Source organism: Flavobacterium sp. 40-81 (genome assembly GCF_001898245.1).
Lineage (GTDB): Bacteria > Bacteroidota > Bacteroidia > Flavobacteriales > Flavobacteriaceae > Flavobacterium > Flavobacterium inviolabile.
Genome location: NZ_MKTM01000002.1, coordinates 18,521 through 36,518, shown reverse-complemented (window position 1 = coordinate 36,518; position 17,998 = coordinate 18,521). Strand labels below are relative to the sequence as shown.

At 40.2% G+C, this 17,998-nt stretch carries 20 protein-coding genes; 13 read left to right on the top strand and 7 right to left on the bottom strand.

Going from position 1 to position 17,998, the window contains the following annotated elements; all coding sequences use genetic code 11:
* Positions 1 to 988: hypothetical protein (locus BGO42_RS00170; RefSeq protein WP_286748463.1), on the bottom strand; the 988-nt coding region annotated here is incomplete at its 3' end.
* Positions 989 to 1,393: 405 nt separating this feature from the next.
* Positions 1,394 to 2,572: an MFS transporter gene (locus BGO42_RS00165; protein ID WP_273247106.1), complete on the bottom strand. Its 1,179-nt coding sequence runs from the start codon at positions 2,570 to 2,572 to the stop codon at positions 1,394 to 1,396.
* Between the two features lie 305 nt (positions 2,573 to 2,877).
* On the opposite strand from BGO42_RS00165, the gene BGO42_RS00160 reads away from it, so the two are divergent.
* The 10 genes from BGO42_RS00160 (at position 2,878) to BGO42_RS00115 (ending at position 9,874) form a co-directional block, all read left to right on the top strand.
* A complete protein-coding gene (locus BGO42_RS00160) occupies positions 2,878 to 3,282 on the top strand; it encodes a hypothetical protein (protein WP_177735330.1) in 405 nt (134 codons plus the stop codon).
* 205 nt (positions 3,283 to 3,487) lie between these two features.
* Positions 3,488 to 4,198, top strand: coding sequence for a hypothetical protein (locus BGO42_RS00155; RefSeq protein WP_273247107.1), 711 nt, complete (start codon positions 3,488 to 3,490; stop codon positions 4,196 to 4,198).
* 108 nt (positions 4,199 to 4,306) lie between these two features.
* On the top strand, positions 4,307 to 4,636 hold the full coding sequence (locus BGO42_RS00150; protein ID WP_177735326.1) for an ArsR/SmtB family transcription factor: 330 nt from the start codon (positions 4,307 to 4,309) through the stop codon (positions 4,634 to 4,636).
* Positions 4,637 to 4,698: 62 nt separating this feature from the next.
* Positions 4,699 to 5,172, top strand: coding sequence for a DUF6428 family protein (locus tag BGO42_RS00145; RefSeq protein WP_273247108.1), 474 nt, complete (start codon positions 4,699 to 4,701; stop codon positions 5,170 to 5,172).
* A gap of 12 nt (positions 5,173 to 5,184) precedes the next feature.
* Positions 5,185 to 6,246 (top strand): ACR3 family arsenite efflux transporter, encoded by a 1,062-nt coding sequence (arsB, locus tag BGO42_RS00140; RefSeq protein ID WP_273247109.1) that lies wholly within the window; start codon positions 5,185 to 5,187, stop codon positions 6,244 to 6,246.
* On the top strand, positions 6,209 to 6,637 hold the full coding sequence (locus tag BGO42_RS00135; RefSeq protein ID WP_273247110.1) for an arsenate reductase ArsC: 429 nt from the start codon (positions 6,209 to 6,211) through the stop codon (positions 6,635 to 6,637). Before arsB ends, BGO42_RS00135 begins: the two co-directional genes overlap by 38 nt.
* Positions 6,638 to 7,495: 858 nt before the next feature.
* Entirely contained in the window at positions 7,496 to 7,672 is a 177-nt protein-coding gene (locus tag BGO42_RS00130) for a BF3379 family histone-like protein (RefSeq protein ID WP_177735317.1), read from the top strand.
* A gap of 415 nt (positions 7,673 to 8,087) precedes the next feature.
* Positions 8,088 to 8,660 carry a Crp/Fnr family transcriptional regulator gene (locus BGO42_RS00125; protein ID WP_177735304.1) on the top strand — a complete coding sequence of 191 codons (573 nt, stop codon included), beginning with the start codon at positions 8,088 to 8,090 and terminating at the stop codon, positions 8,658 to 8,660.
* Positions 8,661 to 8,725: 65 nt separating this feature from the next.
* Positions 8,726 to 9,142, top strand: a complete 417-nt coding sequence (locus BGO42_RS00120; protein ID WP_273247111.1) for a VOC family protein — start codon at positions 8,726 to 8,728, stop codon at positions 9,140 to 9,142.
* A gap of 183 nt (positions 9,143 to 9,325) precedes the next feature.
* Entirely contained in the window at positions 9,326 to 9,874 is a 549-nt protein-coding gene (locus tag BGO42_RS00115) for a GNAT family N-acetyltransferase (protein ID WP_177735300.1), read from the top strand.
* Between the two features lie 33 nt (positions 9,875 to 9,907).
* Here the strand turns inward: BGO42_RS00115 and BGO42_RS00110 are convergent, their stop codons facing one another.
* Positions 9,908 to 10,387: a DinB family protein gene (locus BGO42_RS00110; RefSeq protein ID WP_273247112.1), complete on the bottom strand. Its 480-nt coding sequence runs from the start codon at positions 10,385 to 10,387 to the stop codon at positions 9,908 to 9,910.
* 168 nt (positions 10,388 to 10,555) lie between these two features.
* Here BGO42_RS00110 and BGO42_RS00105 point away from each other — a divergent pair, with 168 nt between their 5' ends.
* The 3 genes from BGO42_RS00105 to BGO42_RS00095 all read left to right on the top strand — a co-directional run bounded on the left by BGO42_RS00105 (position 10,556) and on the right by BGO42_RS00095 (position 12,560).
* The gene (locus BGO42_RS00105; protein WP_177735295.1) at positions 10,556 to 11,095 is read left to right on the top strand and encodes a DUF2975 domain-containing protein; all 540 of its coding nucleotides are present in this window, start codon (positions 10,556 to 10,558) and stop codon (positions 11,093 to 11,095) included.
* Between the two features lie 3 nt (positions 11,096 to 11,098).
* Positions 11,099 to 11,314: a helix-turn-helix domain-containing protein gene (locus BGO42_RS00100; protein WP_177735293.1), complete on the top strand. Its 216-nt coding sequence runs from the start codon at positions 11,099 to 11,101 to the stop codon at positions 11,312 to 11,314.
* A 220-nt stretch (positions 11,315 to 11,534) separates the two neighbouring features.
* The gene (locus tag BGO42_RS00095; RefSeq protein ID WP_273247113.1) at positions 11,535 to 12,560 is read left to right on the top strand and encodes an NAD(P)-dependent alcohol dehydrogenase; all 1,026 of its coding nucleotides are present in this window, start codon (positions 11,535 to 11,537) and stop codon (positions 12,558 to 12,560) included.
* 107 nt (positions 12,561 to 12,667) lie between these two features.
* On the opposite strand, the gene BGO42_RS00090 is transcribed toward BGO42_RS00095, so the two are convergent.
* The 4 genes from BGO42_RS00090 to BGO42_RS00075 all read right to left on the bottom strand — a co-directional run bounded on the left by BGO42_RS00090 (position 12,668) and on the right by BGO42_RS00075 (position 17,935).
* Positions 12,668 to 13,441, bottom strand: a complete 774-nt coding sequence (locus tag BGO42_RS00090; RefSeq protein WP_177735289.1) for a phosphatase PAP2 family protein — start codon at positions 13,439 to 13,441, stop codon at positions 12,668 to 12,670.
* 26 nt (positions 13,442 to 13,467) lie between these two features.
* Positions 13,468 to 15,915: a TonB-dependent receptor gene (locus BGO42_RS00085; RefSeq protein ID WP_337955199.1), complete on the bottom strand. Its 2,448-nt coding sequence runs from the start codon at positions 15,913 to 15,915 to the stop codon at positions 13,468 to 13,470.
* A gap of 62 nt (positions 15,916 to 15,977) precedes the next feature.
* Entirely contained in the window at positions 15,978 to 17,264 is a 1,287-nt protein-coding gene (locus BGO42_RS00080; protein WP_273247114.1) for a sensor histidine kinase, read from the bottom strand.
* Complete coding sequence (locus BGO42_RS00075; RefSeq protein ID WP_177735285.1) at positions 17,261 to 17,935, bottom strand: response regulator transcription factor; 675 nt, start codon at positions 17,933 to 17,935, stop codon at positions 17,261 to 17,263. Before BGO42_RS00075 ends, BGO42_RS00080 begins: the two co-directional genes overlap by 4 nt.
* Positions 17,936 to 17,998 lie beyond the last annotated feature (63 nt).

Sequence of the window (17,998 nt, the reverse complement as noted above, 5' to 3'; positions counted from 1 at the left end):
CGGTTGCTATTAGTTTATTTTGCGGGTTTAGCGCCAGGTTATAGCCTTTTTCTTTAGTGCCGCCAAAAACCTGTTCACTATTCAGGGCACGAATAGCATTTTTAACAGCTGCGCTTTTTAAAAGCTCTTTTAATTTATCGCAATGTACTGCTGGTTCCGATGGTTCCAACACCGGCACCGTTGTAAAATCAGGACAACGCGGACAAGGATTCGGCGGTGTCAGCCCATCATCATTTCCGGGTTCGCCATCACCGCCGCCACCTCCGGTACCGCCCATACCGTCTCCACCGGAGTATTGTCCGGCGCCGGCACCAAAACTGCCGCCTCCGGCTACCATATCGCAGGTTGTAGTGGTTACCTCAAACAAGTGGTTCGGGTTGTTGCAATACTGAGTCGCCACATGCGGTGTGGTCGATCCGCTTCCCGACCAGGACTGGTCACACATCATCACCGTTGCCGTAACACAGACTATTTTTTTTCCTGCCAGCTCAGCATTGTATTCAATTGGTGTAATGCGGATCGCTCCGCTAAAATAAAAGGATTCGTGCGTGACACTCGGGACAATAGGTACTTCCGGAGTGTATTTTACGATAAAAGCCCTGGTAGAGCCGGGATTATCCGTATGGATCACCAGGTTTTCAAAACAGGTGCTGTCCGGTGTTTCCCGGACGATCTGAAAAGTATAGGAGGTTTTCCCTTCTTTTTCGATCACAACCGCTTTATCCGGTAAAATCGTAAAGCCGTATTGGGCTTCCATGATTGTTCCGGAGAAGCTGCCTTTGCCGTGTTTGCCTTTGTTTAAGCCGGAAAGTGCCTGAACAAAGGGCTGTTCCTTTGAGAGCGCTTCAAAAGTGCTGTTGCGTATGGCAAGCCGTTCCCGGTAAGCATTCTTCTGAATAACATCTTCTTCCAATTCGCATCCGGTGAGCAATCCCCCAAGTATAAACAATACGGCATAACAAATGGTTTTAATTTGTTTTTGATTCATAATCTCGCTTTTAGATTTACAAATAGTACCTGTTTACCGGGCAGTACTTTTGTGGGTTTACACAAAAAACACCCGGTGCAGCAAAAGGCTATTCCTGTTGCTGTTTGTTTTGGTTATATGGGGAACGATAACCGTATGTTATTTTAATGGGGAGTGTATGTTGTTGTTTTACAACAGGATAAACTTAAAACTTTATTTTGAGATATACAAATAAAATTTAGAATAATGTTTAAAAAAGTAGTATTTAATTCTAAAAAAAGCCAATTGTCCGTTATGTAAACGTAGTTTCAGACAAAAGATACGGAAATCAGCCCGGGGAAAATTAGCTGTTTTTCAGGCGTGCCTGTCCAAAAAAAAACGGGCAGCTATATAGCCGCCCGTTATCATTTTATCAGGAAATAATAGTTATTCTGTTTTCAGTTCCGTTTTTGTACGCAGCAGCATGTATAGCAGTGCCAAAACGGTAATTCCAGCCGTTACATACATAATGACCGGTATTTTAGCAATCACGTCCTGATAGTACCAACCGGCACACAGGGCGCCCAGTCCGATTCCGGCCTCCAAAGCAATATACATGGTAGCCATTGCTTTACCGCGGTGATCGGCATGACTCATATCGACCGTCCAGGCATTTAAAGCCGGCGATAAGATTCCGGTTGCCACTCCGTAAATGGTGGATCCGAGCATTAATCCGGTAAAGCTTTCGGAGTAGCCGATAACAAAGAGCGAGATAAAGAGGAGTACCAGACCGATTTTTATAACGTGGATACGGCCGTATTTATCGGAAGCCTTACCGGCAACAAAACGGATAACCAGCGAGGCAATGGTGTAAACCATAAAGAACAAACCTTTGTTGGCAATTCCCATGTGTTCGCTCCAGTCCGGAATCAGTGTCAGTATGGCGCCATAGGCAACATAAGATAAAAAGGTAACAATTGCTGCCGGTAAAACCTCTACGGCTATAATGTCTTTTCGGGATATTTTAAGAATGGAAAACCGGAAACGCTCTTTATTTTTAAGCGTTTCTTTCATATTCATCAGAATAAGAATTGATAATAAGGCAAATCCGGAGGAAGCATAAAACAGCATATTCATGGACGAATATAACTTAATGGAACTTCCTATGGCGGGACCTATTGCCATTCCGGTGCTAAAACACAGCCCGTGAATACCGAGTGCTTCGCCCCAGCGTTCCCGCGGAATAATATCGGCCACATAGGCAGCGGTGGCGGTAGGCTTAAAACCGGTGGAAAAACCATGAAGCAGTCGTAAAAACAGGAATCCGGAAACGGTTCCCAATACCGGGTATAAAAAGCCGCAGATAAAACATACTATCGAACCGGTTGCCATTACCGGCACTCTCCCTAAGGTATCGGTCAGCCTGCCGCTAAAAGGGCGGGAAATCCCGGCGGTTAACGTAAATAAGGCAATGATCAATCCTTTGTATTCTGCTCCGCCCATACTGCTCAGATAATCCGGCAGCTCGGGAATGAGCATGTTAAAACTGGCAGAAAATAACAGGGAGCTTAAGCAAACCAAACCAAAATGAATATTGTAGATTGGATGGGAAGGTTTAGTAATCATTAGGAAAGGACTTTAAGCACACAAAAATACCGACTAATTGTGAAACAGGAAAAGAATAAAGCAGTAAAGTGTGCCGGAAATATAAAAATCCGATATCATGGAACCGGCATTGCTGTTTTGAAACAGCATCCCATTGTTGATGCATATTAAGGAATAGAGAAAGAAATATTTAAAAACAGCTGCTTAAAAAAGTATTTAGCATTTGTTTTTTATTAAAAAATAATGATTTACGCTGAAAATAAGTGAATTGATTTATTTTTTTTATAATTTTAGGAATAAGTTTAAACCATAAAAATTATAGATCAATGAAAAAGCTAACATTAACCCTGGCATTATGCGGATTATTATTTGCAACATCTTGTAAAAAAGAAACGCCAAAACCGGAAGAAGAAACTATGGAAGTAGCACCGCCGCCGGCACCTGAGGTAGCTCCTGAAGCAAATCCGGAGGAAACAAAACTGCAGGAAGATTTAAAAGCCGCTGAAAAATCCTTAGAGGAAGCTAAAGCAAAAGGCGATAAAGCTGCTGAAAAATTAGCTCAGGAAGCTGTTGATAAAGCGAAAAGCGCCTGGGATGCTGCTAAAGCAAAAGCTACAGAAGCTGCTGGTGAAGTAAAAGACGCTACCAATAAAGCAGTGGAAGATGTTAAAGCTGGTGCTGAAAAAGTAAAAGAAGACGCTAAAGGTGCTTTGGACAAAGCCAAAAAATAGTGTTTAAAAAATAAATTAGAGAAGCTGGAGTTTTTATACTTCAGCTTTTTTTATGGTGTACTGCCAGCTATCGGCTGAACCGTTCCGAACAAAAGCATATTAACGTTTTTTCGATTCCATAAACAAAACCATTTTTAACCGGGATTTCAGGGAAAAGCGCTATTTTAGTCTGCTTTTTTTCCGGTACCATTAATATAATAAGCAGATGAAAAAATTACTGATTTTAGGATTACTTTTTTTAGCACATTACTCTTTTTCACAGCATATCGAGTTTCTCCGGAAAAATGATTCTATTGAAGACCCTAAGTACAGGCAGTTTATTTATTTAACGGAAAAAACGGATCTCGCCAATGCCCGGTTAATTGCTACAGTAAAAGCAACAGGGGAACTTAAAAATGTAGTCCGGCTGTTTGATAAGATAAAAAGCGAAACCCAGAAATATGGTGCCAATGCTTTTAAATTTGAAAGTTTTAGAAAATTAGACAATGCCACCGGGGAATTGATTCTGAGCACTTTTTTTTGTGAGGATGCCCTTTTTGAAGCTAACGTTATACACATTCCTAAAAATAAGATTTTTGTTTATGGCAGTCAGGACCTCACCGAAAACAAAACACAAAGCTATAAAGTTCAGGGAGAAAAATATGAAATCGGCAACGGGCAGTTTAAAGTATTCGATGTAAAAATCGGTGAAGAAATTAAAGTGAGCAAAGGCGGTTTTACCGGGATGGCTTTGTGGATTAAAAGAAGAGAAAACGAATACAGTACTTTCCTTAGTTTTTCGGGTATCGGCATGACCGGGATAGGGATAGGGCCTGCTAATGTTGGTGTCGGGGTGAATATTACTACCGGAAGAATTACCCGTATTGAACCGAATCTGGCTTTAGCATTATTAAAAATATACAGCGAACAGCAATAGATACAATCCGGTAAATAGTAGTATTCGGGAAAAGACAGACTAAAAAAAGGAGGAATTGATTTTAAATCAAATTAATTATCGTAATATTGCGATATAATAAATGTAAAAATGGGCGTAACCAAATCCGACATATTTAACGAAGAACAAAACCGGCTGGCAACCATACTGAAAGCATTGGCCCATCCGGCGCGGATAGCGATCCTGCAGCATATCATTAAAGCAAACAGCTGCATTTGTAATGATTTGGTCGGAGAGTTAGGACTGGCACAGGCAACGATATCCCAGCATCTGAAAGAATTGAAAAACATCGGGATTATAAAAGGAAATATTGAAGGAACCAGTGTTTGTTATTGTATTGACGAACAGAGCTGGAAACAGATCAAAAGCGAACTCAATAACTTTTTTATTGAAAACGCAGGAATAGAAAAATGCTGTTAGCATTTTTTTTAAAACAAACCATCGTAATAATGCGATATTACAATTAAATAAAACAACCATTTATGAAACTATCACAAGTAAAAGAAATGCTGCCGGCATTGGATAATGTCGCTTTTCAGCTCGAAAACGGAAGTTTTGTGCCCGAACACTTTCATGTAACAGAAGTAGGAATCATTACGCGCCACTTTATAGATTGCGGCGGTACCGTTCGTGATGAAAAAGTAGCCAACTTCCAGTTATGGGATGCCGATGATTATGAACACCGTTTAAAACCGGCTAAACTGCTTCATATTATAGAACTTTCCGAAGCAAAACTACAAATGGAAGACCTGGAAATTGAAGTGGAATACCAAAGTGAAACGATCGGAAAATATGATCTTGATTTTAACGGGAACAATTTTATACTGAAAAATAAAACAACGACCTGTCTGGCTAACGATGCCTGCGGAATACCGCCGCAAAAAACAAAAATAAAACTTTCAGAAATCCATTCCGGAACAGCTGCCTGTTGTTCTCCGGATTCCGGATGCTGCTAATTAGAACCCGTGATGCAGACCAAACTTCGTTTTTTAGACCGGTATCTGACCCTGTGGATTTTTCTGGCAATGCTTTTCGGTATACTGTTGGGGAATATCTTTCCGGGTATAACCACGCTAATCGACAGCCTGTCCTGGGGAACTACCAATATTCCGCTGGCAATAGGTTTGCTGTTAATGCTTTATCCGCCGCTGACAAAAGTAGAGTATGGCTTATTGCCGAAAGCGATTAAGAACAAAACGGTATTATCCGTTTCTTTGATACTCAATTGGATAGTCGGACCATTACTGATGTTCACCTTGGCTGTCATATTGCTGCGGGATGAACCGGCCTATATGACCGGCCTGATATTAATCGGGTTAGCCAGGTGTATTGCGATGGTCATTGTCTGGAACGATCTGGCAAAAGGCAATAGGGAATATGCCGCTTTACTAATTGCTTTAAACAGTATTTTTCAGATTTTTTCCTATAGTTTTTATGTATGGCTGTTTCTGAATGTGCTGCCGGAAAAATTAGGAATCGGAAGCTTTAATATTGCGGTTCCGATGCGGGATGTAACCGAAAGCGTATTGCTGTACCTGGGATTGCCTTTTGTACTTGGTTTTTTAAGCCGGTACACTTGTATAAAAATGAAAGGTAAACACTGGTTTCAAACCCGGTTCCTGCCTTTTATAAGTCCCTTTACGCTCTATGCACTGTTGTTTACAATTGTATTGATGTTCAGCCTGAAAGGAGAAGCTTTTTTAGCGCTTCCCAAAGACGTAATTAAAGTGAGCATCCCTTTGCTGCTCTATTTTGTACTGATGTTCCTGATCAGTTTTTTTACCGGCAAAGCCTTTGGCATTCCTTACGATAAAAATGCTGCCGTGGCGTTTACCGCAACAGGAAACAACTTCGAACTCGCTATCGCTGTAGCCATAGGTGTGTTTGGAATCCATTCTCCGCAAGCCTTTGCTGGCGTTATCGGGCCTTTGATAGAAGTTCCCGTCTTGATCCTGTTAGTCCGAACAAGTTTATACCTTAAAAAACAATTTTATGACCCCAAAAAAAGTACTCATTCTCTGCACCGGTAATAGTTGCAGAAGCCAGATGGCAGAAGGTTATTTACGTTATTTTGCAGGCAGCACTGCCGAAATTTACAGTGCAGGCGTGGAAACCCACGGTGTGAATCCTTTGGCTATTGCCATAATGAAAGAAGATGGTGTGGATATCAGCGGGCATACATCAAATAGTATTGATGAATATGCCGGCATCGCTTTCGATTTTGTAATTACCGTTTGTGATAATGCAAAAGAACGCTGCCCGTTTTTCCCGACAAAAGCGCAAAAGCTGCACCAGAACTTTCCCGATCCGGTTCAGGCTACCGGAACGCTTCCGGAGATACACCGGCAATTTCGGGAAGTAAGACAAAGTATTAAAGAATACTGCTGGCAATTTGTTCAGGATAATCTAAAAACGGATTAAAACAGCACACGATATTTTTCAAAGCAAACCGCCTTTTCTAAAAGAGGCGGTTTTTTAATGCCGCATATTAGCACCATTAAACAGTCCTTTTCCGGTTCCGTCCTACGCAATTGTACACAAAACATTTTTTGAGTATCACTCGCCCCAAAACACTTGCGGGCTGGGATATCTTTATGGATAAGGGTTCAAAAAAAAGTTTCCGGCTTGAGTATAATTGTGTAGTGTAATTTTTTGTTTTCAGCATTATTTTTTCTCCATTTGTAGTGTCCTGATGCTGAAACTAAAGCTGCAGTAATGCTAAAAAGGATGAAAGTATCAGGAAGGGAAAAAAGCTTAAGTGATAGCTTTTTTTAAGAAAATGATTGTTTAAAAAGTGTAAATAGATTTAGGAACGTAGATAATTGAAACGGATGTCGCCGTGTCGTTATTGAATTAAAAACAGTTAGTTAACAAAAAAGGAAGCAAAAGCCAATGACAGTGCTAATAATGTTGTAGTCATAATTATCGGTTAAATTGAAAACAAAGATTATTACTTGCCAAGAATTTTGTGAAGTTGTTTAATTTGATTGGTAGGGCGTTTACAAGTGAATTGAAAGTAATCTTAAGTAAATTATTACTTCCTTGCAGAAGGAGAGGGGACGTTTGCATTCCCTCTCTTTTATTTTTACGGTAGCATGCTGTAAAAGAAGCGGTTGCTGTTTTAAAATACCGGAAAGTTGAATATCGTGCCGGCTGCTTACTGTAAAAGTTATTGTTTGATAGCCGTATGATGCTAAATAAATTAGGAGATAATTCCTTTCAATAGCCCGTGAATTAAGAGGAATTAGTATTTTTGCAGCTTAATTTTAATATATTATCATGAAAGACTTATTAGTTAAAATCAACGCCGAAATTGAGACATTCAAAGCTGAATCTGAAATTCAAGTAGAAAAAGGAAATAAAGCAGCCGGAACAAGAGCCCGTAAGTCAGCTTTAGAATTAAGCAAACTTTTAAAAGAATTCAGAAAAGTATCTGTAGAAGAATCAAAAAAATAATTCATTTATTTTATAATGATCGTGTACTGCTTCGGGTTTCGGAGCAGTATTTTTTTTGCCGGTATGGCAGTGGTCAGGGCGTGATATGGACAAGAGTGAAAGTGAAATATGTCTGTTTTAAGTAGTAATGTTGCTGTTTTGATCCGGTAAATGCACGGCAATGTAGCCTATTTTGAAAGTGAGAAGAATTACCAGGATTTTATAGCCGGGCACTAGCTTATATACATATTAATCCTAATAATTGGTCCTGTCAATACTATTTTGGCAGGACTTTTTTATGCTCAGAATAAGCTTACTAACTGTTACAATGCGAAAAGGTGTTGTAGGATAAATTAAAAAATCCGTAATTAGCAGAAAATAAGTATTGCATATTGATTATCAGACCCAATAAAAGAAATATATAATAAGTAACCGGATGGATAGCCTTTTAAAATATATACATTTTCTGACAGATTTTTCAGAGGAAAGCTGGGAAAAACTGCAACCGGCATTAACCAAAAAGAAGTTTCATAAAAATGAGTTGTTATTACAGGAAGGACAGGTTTGTGATACGTTATTTTATGTAGAAAAAGGCTATTGCAAAAGTTATTATGAGATAGACGGTATCATTAAAAATACCGGTTTCTTTTTTGAAAATGAGATTGCTACCAATATAACCAGTTTTGGCACCGGTTTAAAATCTGAATTCAATATTATAGCCTGCGAGCCGCTAACAGTGGTGCTTTTTGATAAACAAAAGCTGCTGCAAATAGCCCGGCAAACTCCCGAGGTTGATGCATTGGGGCGCAATTGCCTTCGCTTACTGGCGACCAAGCAGGAAGAATTTGCAACGCTATTTAAATTGTATGCAGCCAAGGAACGATTGCGCTATGTCGAGATCAATTATCCGTTGATGCTGCAGCGTATTCCGCTGACGCAACTGGCTTCCTTTCTTGGTGTGACACGCGAAACGTTAAGCCGGATCCGGAAACGCAGTCTGGAAATGTAATTATGTGACAATTGTCACAGGATGAAATCCCATGCCTTTTTGAACTTTGCAGAAACAAATAGATCATGCAACAGTTACAAAAAATCAATCCCGAAACGAATGTCATTACCTGGTTTGAGATCCCGGTTTCGGATATGCAGAGCGCCAAAGCATTTTATGAAACGATTCTGGACATTGAAATGACCACAATGACTTTCCCGGAAACAGCCGAGGAACTTTGTTTTTTTCCTTATGATCCGAACGTTATCCAGGCTACATCGGGCAGAGTAACCGGCGTACTCACAAAATCCGGTACCAATTCCCCGTCACAAAACGGTTCCCTGCTGTATATCAATGCCAGCCCGGAAATACAACCGGTACTGGACCGAACGGAAAAAGCAGGCGGAAAAGTGATCGTACCCAAAACGCGCATCAATGCCGGATATATAGCTGTTATTTTAGATTCCGAAGGTAACAGGATTGGACTTCATGCCGAAAAATAAAGAGGCAAAAAGCACCGGCAAAAAGCATTATAAGCTGAAAAAAGTCCTGTTGTCGTGCAGGATTTTTTTCAGTTATATTCCAATGAATGCCACAACATTTCCGGATTTTAGTATAAATTAAAGTATCTTTGATATACAGGTTTGCATTTGTAAAACCAACGGACATTAATACGATTTGTAGTTATGAATTTTTCGATACAGCCAATTTTAGAAAACGATAAGGTAATCCTTTTTCCTTTGCTTAAAGATGATTTTGACGCTTTGTATGCAGTAGCATCCGATCCCAAAGTATGGGAACAGCATCCCAATAAAGATCGTTGGCAGAAAGATATTTTCCAATCCTTTTTTGACGGCGCCATGCAGAGCAAAGGAGCTTTTAAGATTGTGGATATCCAAACCGGAGAAGTGGCCGGAAGTACCCGTTTTTACGATTATAATGAAAAGGACAACAGTATTCTGATTGGTTATACTTTTTACGGAACAAAGTTTTGGGGTAAAGGCATGAACCCGTCTGTTAAAAAGTTAATGATGGAGTATATCTTTCAGTATGTAGACAAGGTATATTTTAATATAGGAGCCTTAAATGTACGATCGCAGATAGCCATTTCGCGATTAGGAGCGGTTAAAATAGCCGAAGAAGATATCGCATATTACGGAGAAGCTCCCAAACGCAATTTCGTTTATGAAATTAAAAAAGAAGATTGGGAAATGGCCATGGACGCAGCAGATTAAGCTGCGCTAATGCACCGGTTCCGGCAATGCGATTCAGACATCCTGATTCATTTCGTTTAGTATTTTCCTGATCAGTACGATCTGTCCGAGGTGATAGTGCGTGTGTTCGGTGACACCCTGCAAATTCCTGTAGTAGCTTCCGTATTTCGGATCGGTAAACGCTTCGGATAATTTTAAATCGGCTATATTTTCAATAAGCGAGGACAGCTGTTCTGCCTCGGCATAGGTTTTATTTACCAGGTCCTGCCAAGCTGCTTCCGAAGTGATTTGCGGGACATCAAAACTGAATTTATCGCTGGCTTCCAGCGGCATTCCCTGCAATACCCTCGAAATTGCGCCCACATAATAGTTAATGTGAAAAACCAAAGCCGCTATAGTGTTGAGGTTGTATACGGTTGTAGTGGCCTGCTGCCAGTCTACATTTTCCAGAGTATCTTTCATGTTCACACAGGTCCAGTTACCTCCAAAATGAACGTCTTTAAAATGTTTTGCGATTTGTGCTGCTGTTGTCATAATGCTGATTTGTCTGTCGTTAATCGGTTAACATAAAGATACCGTTTTTTAAACAGGGATTTACAAACAGTGATTGCGGATTATAGGATATATGTTTTAAAAATAAAAATTTATTGTTTTTCGATAAATATTTATTTATATTTGGCATGTAATTCAAAATTCTCCGTTATGAAAAAAAATACAAAACAAATTTTATCGGTACTGCAGGTTGCTACCTGGATTATATTTATCGGTTTGTGTATTAAAGCCGGTGCTATACTTTTCTCTTTTTTAGTAAGCCTTTTTATAGATCCGGCAGGAGCAAAAAATCTGTACCTGGAACTTAATCTGTATGCGCTTAAAGATTATAGCACCTTCCATTATGTGCGGCTGGGATCCTTACTTGTTTTGTTGTGGATTCTAAAAGCCTATCTGTTTTATTTTGTGATTAAGATCTTTCTGAAAATAAATTTTGTCCATCCTTTCAGCACGGAAATCGCAGCACTGATTTTAAAGATCAGCTATGTTGCCTTAGCGATCGGGGTTTTTAGCGTAACGGGCAACGCTTATGCGGAATGGCTAACGGAAGAAAGTGTTGTGCTGCCTGTTTTGGATGAACATTTAGGCGGTGGTGCCGAATACCTGTTTTTTGCAGGGATTATCTACTTTATAGCACAAATCTTTAATAAAGGAATCGAAATCCAGTCAGAAAACGAACTAACCGTATAAATCATGCCGATAATAGTAAACTTAGATGTAATGATGGCGAAAAGAAAGATGTCTTTAAATGAGCTGTCTGAAAAAGTAGAACTGACATTGGCTAATCTTTCCATACTCAAAACCGGTAAAGCCAAAGCAATACGGTTTAGTACGCTGGAAGCGATCTGTAAAGCACTGGACTGCCAGCCGGGTGATTTACTGGAATATACAAAAGACGATGTCTTATAGCTGAAAAGCCACTTCAGAATACCGTAAAACCCTTGTAAACGTAATGTTTGCAAGGGTTTTGTTATTCTGGAAACGTAAAATAAGCCGGAGATTGAGCAGCAAAATTGCAATACAATACTTGCAAATATTTGAAAATAAAACAGAATTATAAGAATGTATTAACTTTTTATACGGTCTGTTTTGAGTAAATTTATAGGATAAAACATTTAAAAACAATATCATGAAAGCAGTACGATATTATGGACACAAAGATGTAAGGATTATAAATGATTTAGAAAAACCGACTCCGTCCGGAGATGAAGTATTATTAAAAATCGGGGGAGCCGGTGTGTGCCATTCCGATTTGCATATCATTGACGACGGAATCGTTTCCGGTGTTACGTTTACATTGGGACATGAAAATGCAGGATGGATAGAGGAGATCGGGCAGGATGTAAAAGGATTTAAAAAAGGAGATGCGGTTTTGGTTTACGGGCCTTGGGGCTGCGGACATTGCAAGCCTTGCCAGCATTCGCAGGAAAACTATTGCGACCATCAGTCGGAACAGGCTTTTGGCGGCGGATTAGGACTTAACGGCGGTATGGCCGACTATATGCTGGTGCCATCTTCCCGTTTATTGGTGCCTATCCATGATTTGGATCCGGTTATTGCCGCACCGCTAACCGATGCCGCACTAACGCCTTATTCGGCTATTAAACGCTCTCTGCACAAATTAATGCCGGACGAGTATGTGGTGGTTATCGGAGTTGGCGGATTGGGGCATGTTGCGTTACAGATTTTATCGGAAATGAGCGGTGCTACGATCATTGCCTGCGATATCACTCCGGAAAGACTGGAATTTGCAAAACAACTCGGTGCCGGTTATGCGATTAATTCAACCGATAAAGATGCTGCCGAGCAGATACAAAAGATCACCGGCATTAAAAAAGCAAAAGTCGTAATCGATTTTGTGGGCGCTTCTTCCACAATCGACCTGGGAACAAAAATTGTTGGTCTTGACGGCGATTTAACCATTGTCGGATTAGGCGGCGGAAAATATGAATACAATATGAACGGATTGCCATTCGGCGTGAGTTTAACCAATCCGTATTGGGGTTCCAGAGCTGAGTTAATCGAAGTGATAGGTCTTGCCAGACAAAAGAAAATCCATATTGAAGTAGAAAAATACAGCCTGGATCAGGCACTTGAAGTGTATGATAAATTACGACATGGCCAGATAAAAGGAAGAGCTGTACTTGTTCCTTAATGTTTGCCGGTATTCGATATAAAACGAAAAACCTTGCCGCATGGACAAGGTTTTTTTATTGCGGAAAAAGAAAGCCGATCTGGTGACGTATGCCAAACCGGATTGGCTTATTTAAAATTGTAAATCAGTCCCATTCCATACTGATGATCACTGTAAAAGGGAGCAATCATTGCCGCTTCTTTCTTTTTTGATTTAAAGATTTTGTTGTTTACATACGGAAAGATCCAATAGGCCACTTTGGTACTCAGTATGCCAATACCGGCTCCCATGGCCACATCGGTAAGCCAGTGTTTGTCGTTATACATCCTGAAAAAACCGGTACCGGCGGCTACAGCATATCCGGAAAGGCCATACCAGATGGAAACATCCTTATATTCCTGCCATAAAAATTCTGCTCCGGCAAATGCAGTTGCCGTATGCCCGGAAGGAAAGGAATTGTTTCCGCTTCCGTCCGGTCTTTCAATCTTTGTAAGGCTTTTTAAACCCAATACGCTGCCCGACATCAGTAAATAGGAAGTCCCCAGAATAATGCTTCGGTCCTTTAGGTTGTGCTTCCCTTTTACACCCATCAGGTTTAAACCGTACACGGCTGCGGCAGGTGCATATTGGCTAAAATCGTCAATGGTGATTTTTTTATCAATGTTTTCCGTTACTTCATCCTTTAATTCGGAATTCCAGTATTTTATGGCGTCACTTTCAATACCAATAATACCGTATGTCATTAAAGCTGCCGGAATGATGAGCTGTTTGTAATTGAACTTTAAAGCTTGCGGCTGCGGAATAGCAGTAATAGCAATACTGTCGGTTTTAACCTGTGCACATCCGGATGCAACTGTAAAAAAGCATCCGATAAACAAGACGGAAATGGAGAAAGCTTTCATGGGGTATCCTTTAAAATTAAGTATTGTTAGAGTTTATAGTTGTAACCAAGGCGGATTACCTGTGTTTCATAGTAATCGCGGCTTGTATAATTAAAACCGTCACCTTGTATCTCTTTTTTGATAACTAAAGTGCTGAATAGATCGGAAGCATTTAAAAACAATTCGCCTTTCTGTATGCTTTTTTTGATGCCCATATCAACAGAAAACCGGCTTTCGATTTTTCCCTGCGGAATTATATCCGGTAACAAATAGGTTGTGGTGAGCTGCAGATCGAAATCTTTCGGCAAATTGAAAATGGTGTTCAGCTTCGTATTCCCGGAAAATTGCTGCTGTTTTTCGGCGCTGAAAGTATGCGTAACAGGATATTTATTTGTTACGGTAAAAGCATCGATCTGATTTTCATAAAAATTAGCATTGAGATTAAACTTCAGCCATTGTGTGACTTCCTGGGATATCACCGATTCGATACCGGTATTATAGCTTTTGTTTACGTTTTGAAAAATATTATAAATCAGATTGCTTCCCGGAACGGTACTGGCAATACGGGTAATGGTTCCATTGGCAAACCGATGGTAGAGCGCCGTATAGAAACTACCGCTTTTCCAGTTGTTTTTATAACCAAGTTCCAGCGTATTGGTAAACTGCGGACGCAGGTCCGGATTACCGACTTTAATGATTTCGGCATCATCATATTTCGGGAAGATACGGATATCGATTTCATTCGGACGGTCCACGCGGCGGTTGTAAAAAAACGACAGCTTGTTTCGGGTATTGATTTTATAGGCAAACCGGACATTCGGAAAGGGCTGTGTATAGTTATACCCGTTACTGGTATAGGTGTTGTGTTCCGGATTTACATCATATTGCAGGTTTACATATTCCAGGCGCAGACCAATTTCGGCTTCCAGTTTTTTATTTTCAAAAATATAGTTTCCGTACAGGGCGGGAATCGTTTCTTTATAGGTTGCCCATCCGCCGGCATTAACATCCAAAGGCGAATTTACACCCGGAAAAAACTGCATGTTCGTTGGGATTTCCCGTCTTCTGAATTTCAGACCGCCTTCAATACGGCCATATTTTAGCGGACGGATATAATCGGCTGTAAAATCGGTTACATGTTCGTCCGACAGTAGTTTAAAGGCATCTTTCCCGGTAAAATCCGGCATAATATTGTCGAAAAAATATTTTTCATCTTCGCGGTGGAAGGTATAATGAAGTCCGATATTCAATAAATGCCCGGCTTCTTTAAATTTATGCTGATAGGTACCGGAAAACATCGCGGTTGTTTTTAATTCGTCTTCCAGAAACTGCCATAAACGATGGCGTTCGGTTAAATCGGCATTAAAAAAAGGTTCGTCACCGCGATCAATTATTTTCTCACTGCTGAATAATCCGGAAACGGTCAGCGTATTGCGATCGTCAATATTCCAGTCTGTTCCGGCTTTTAACGTTAGAAACCCGGTATTGCGATTCCGCTTTGTTTGCTGGTTAATAACCGTTCCGTCATTGTATGTACGGGTAACAAACTCGTTTTTATTTAAGGTATGGGTGTACAGGTAATCTCCCTGAAAGAAAGCATTAATGTTGTTTTTGCGGTAGTTCAGGGAAACGGAAGGATTTATTTTTGGTGTTGCCTGATACTGCGGACGTATGGTAGGCAAATTTTCATGTCGCTCCCATAAAGCGCCCAATCCGGTTGTAAAACCCACTTTCCCGTTAAAGCCCTGTTGCTTGTTCTTTTTATAGATGATGTTGATAATACCGGCATTACCGTTAGCATCATAGCGGGCAGACGGATTGTTGATAATCTCGATTTTTTCAATAGCAGAGGAAGGAATATTGTCCAGTCCGGACTGGCCACCAAAGCCGGTCATGGCCGTTTGTTTGCCGTCGACTAAAACGGTAACCTTTTCATTTCCCCTAAGCTGCACCTTTCCGTCCTGGACGGTAATTCCCGGTAAATTTTGCATCGCCTGCAGTACCGAACCTCCGGCCTGGCTGATATTGTCTTTTACGGCATAGGATTTTTTGTCCATTTTTTCCGTATTGTCATCCGGTTTCGCCGCCGTTACAATCACTTCATTTAAAGCGGTTACGCTTTCTTCCAGTTCCACGGCAGGAATATCGAGATAATCACTGAGAGTTCCCACAAAAAGCGGTACCGTTCTGGACGTATAGCCAATAAAGGAAACCTCCAGGATATAGCTTCCGGGACTAAGGTCGGTAAGTTTGAACCGTCCTTCTTCACTGGTAACGGTTCCGGTTACAAAAACAGCTTCTTTTTCTGTTTTAACAACAACATTTACAAAGGGTAAAGCTTTTTTATGCGAATCGTTTACAACACCGGAAACAGTAACTTTTACCGTTTGGGCAGTACATAAGGTTATTCCGCCGGGTATAAAAAACAGCATAGCGGATAAGGCTAAAATTTTGAAGAATGATTTTGGAATAGCAAAACATGGGAGGGCTTTCATAGTCTGATCATATTAATTTACAGACCAAAGTTCCATACCAATTTAGAAGATATTCTGAATTCTTAGAATGTTACTGAAAACAGATGCTTATTTTTTTCGAAGGAGTAAACAATCTGCCAATGGTAACGGTTGCAGATCTCTTTGACAATTGCCAGTCCCAAACCGCTGTTTGTCGTAGCCGATGAGCTCACGGAAAAACGTTGGAATAATGTATTTTGCCGTAGCGGATTATTTCCGGAGTTTGAAAAAGTCAGTTTCCCGTCCTCAATGGTTATTGTAATGCTGCCATTGGTGCTGTTATGGCGTATTGCGTTTGTTAGCAGGTTGTTGATTAGTATTTCCAGCAGCGATTTATTGCAGGAAATAAGTACGGAAGCCTTATTTTGAAAGTGTAATGCGATGTTTTTATCGGTAATATAATCAGCCAGCATTTCGATACTTTCATCCAGAATGGCGGTAATGTTTACCGTTTCGATATCTTCAAACTGCTGGTTTTCAATTTTGGCAAGCAATAAAAGGTTCTTATTGATCCGGCTCACTCTGGATAAAGGCACATTAATGGCATTCAGGATCAGCAATTGTTCACTGGTAATATCTTTGTTTTGCAGTAATAAATCGGTTTTGGATTTCAGCACTGCCAGCGGTGTCTGCAGTTCATGAGAAGCATTTTCAATAAAGGTCTTCTGTAAATGATAGGCGGTAATATTTTTAGCAATGAGTTTTTCCAGTTCTTCATTGAGCTCTTCAAATTCGGCAATATCAGATTTTTCAAACTGAATGTTTTTGTGCTTTGTTAAGTCAAAGGCTTTTAATTGGGTGAGGGTATTTTGGAAAGGGCGCCAGATTCCTTTGGCAATTTTTTTATTGAGTACAATAAAGCCAATTACCAGTAAGCTAAAAAAAACGAAAGTAACCAGGGCAATCGCCAGCAGTGTTTCATCGGTTTCTTCAACATTGGTTTCGACTGTTAACCGGTAATGTTTCCCGGCAATGGAAACGGGAGCAACAAGTCCTCTGAAACGATCTTTTTCGAGTATATTACCGTGTTTGTTTTCCCGTATCACGGTATAAATACTGTCCCGGATAAGGGTATTGTTTTCAGACGGAACCAAAGTGGTCCCGGGCTGCATGATATTCCAGAATTTCAGGATGGTATCCATTTTTTGTTTTTCGATGCTCACGGTTTGCAGCCGTTCGTCAATACGGTCTTTTATGATCTGGTTGTGTTCGTCCAGTTCTTTGATCCAGATATAATCCACAACATAGTAGTAAACAGGAATACTGCCTATCAGCGTAAGCAGTGCATATAGGGTAAATGCCTTAAAAGGTTTGTTCAATAATTTACTCATATTTCCCATTTATAACCGGTTCCGTAAATCGTTTTTAAATAGTGATCACAATTGGCTTCCAGCAGTTTCCGTTTTAGATTTTTGACATGCGCATAGACAAAATCATGATTGTCGAACATGTCGGCTATATCGCCGGATAAGTGTTCTGCGAGGGCACTTTTGGAGATCACTTTGTTTTTGTTGCCAATAAAGAAAATCAGCAGGTCAAACTCTTTTTTCGTTAACGTGATTATGGTGTCGTGAATGTGAACGGTTTTGGCGAGTAAATCGATACGCAGCTCATTGAGTACAATTGTATTGGAATTGTCAAACTGTTTTCGTCTGATGACAGAGTGGATCCTTGCGGCCAATTCGGAGTGGTGGAATGGTTTGGCGAGATAATCGTCGGCACCAAGCTGTAAGCCTTTTATTTTGTCCTCTAAGGAATTCTTAGCCGAAAGTATAATAACACCTTCCGATTTATTTTCGTCTTTTAAAAAATCCAGTATTTTAAGGCCGTCACCGCCGGGCAGCATTAAATCCAGTAAAATACAATCATAATTGTAAAACCGGATTTTGTCAAGTGCCTGATCATAAGTAGCCGCTATCTCACACAAATAGTTTTCACCGGACATATATTGTGCTATATCCAGAGCCAGTTCCTTTTCGTCTTCGATAATAAGAATTTTCATGTAGCTAAGATACGGGTTCAATTTCGAAGAAATTCTGAAGAAAGCAAATTGTTATTGTAAAAT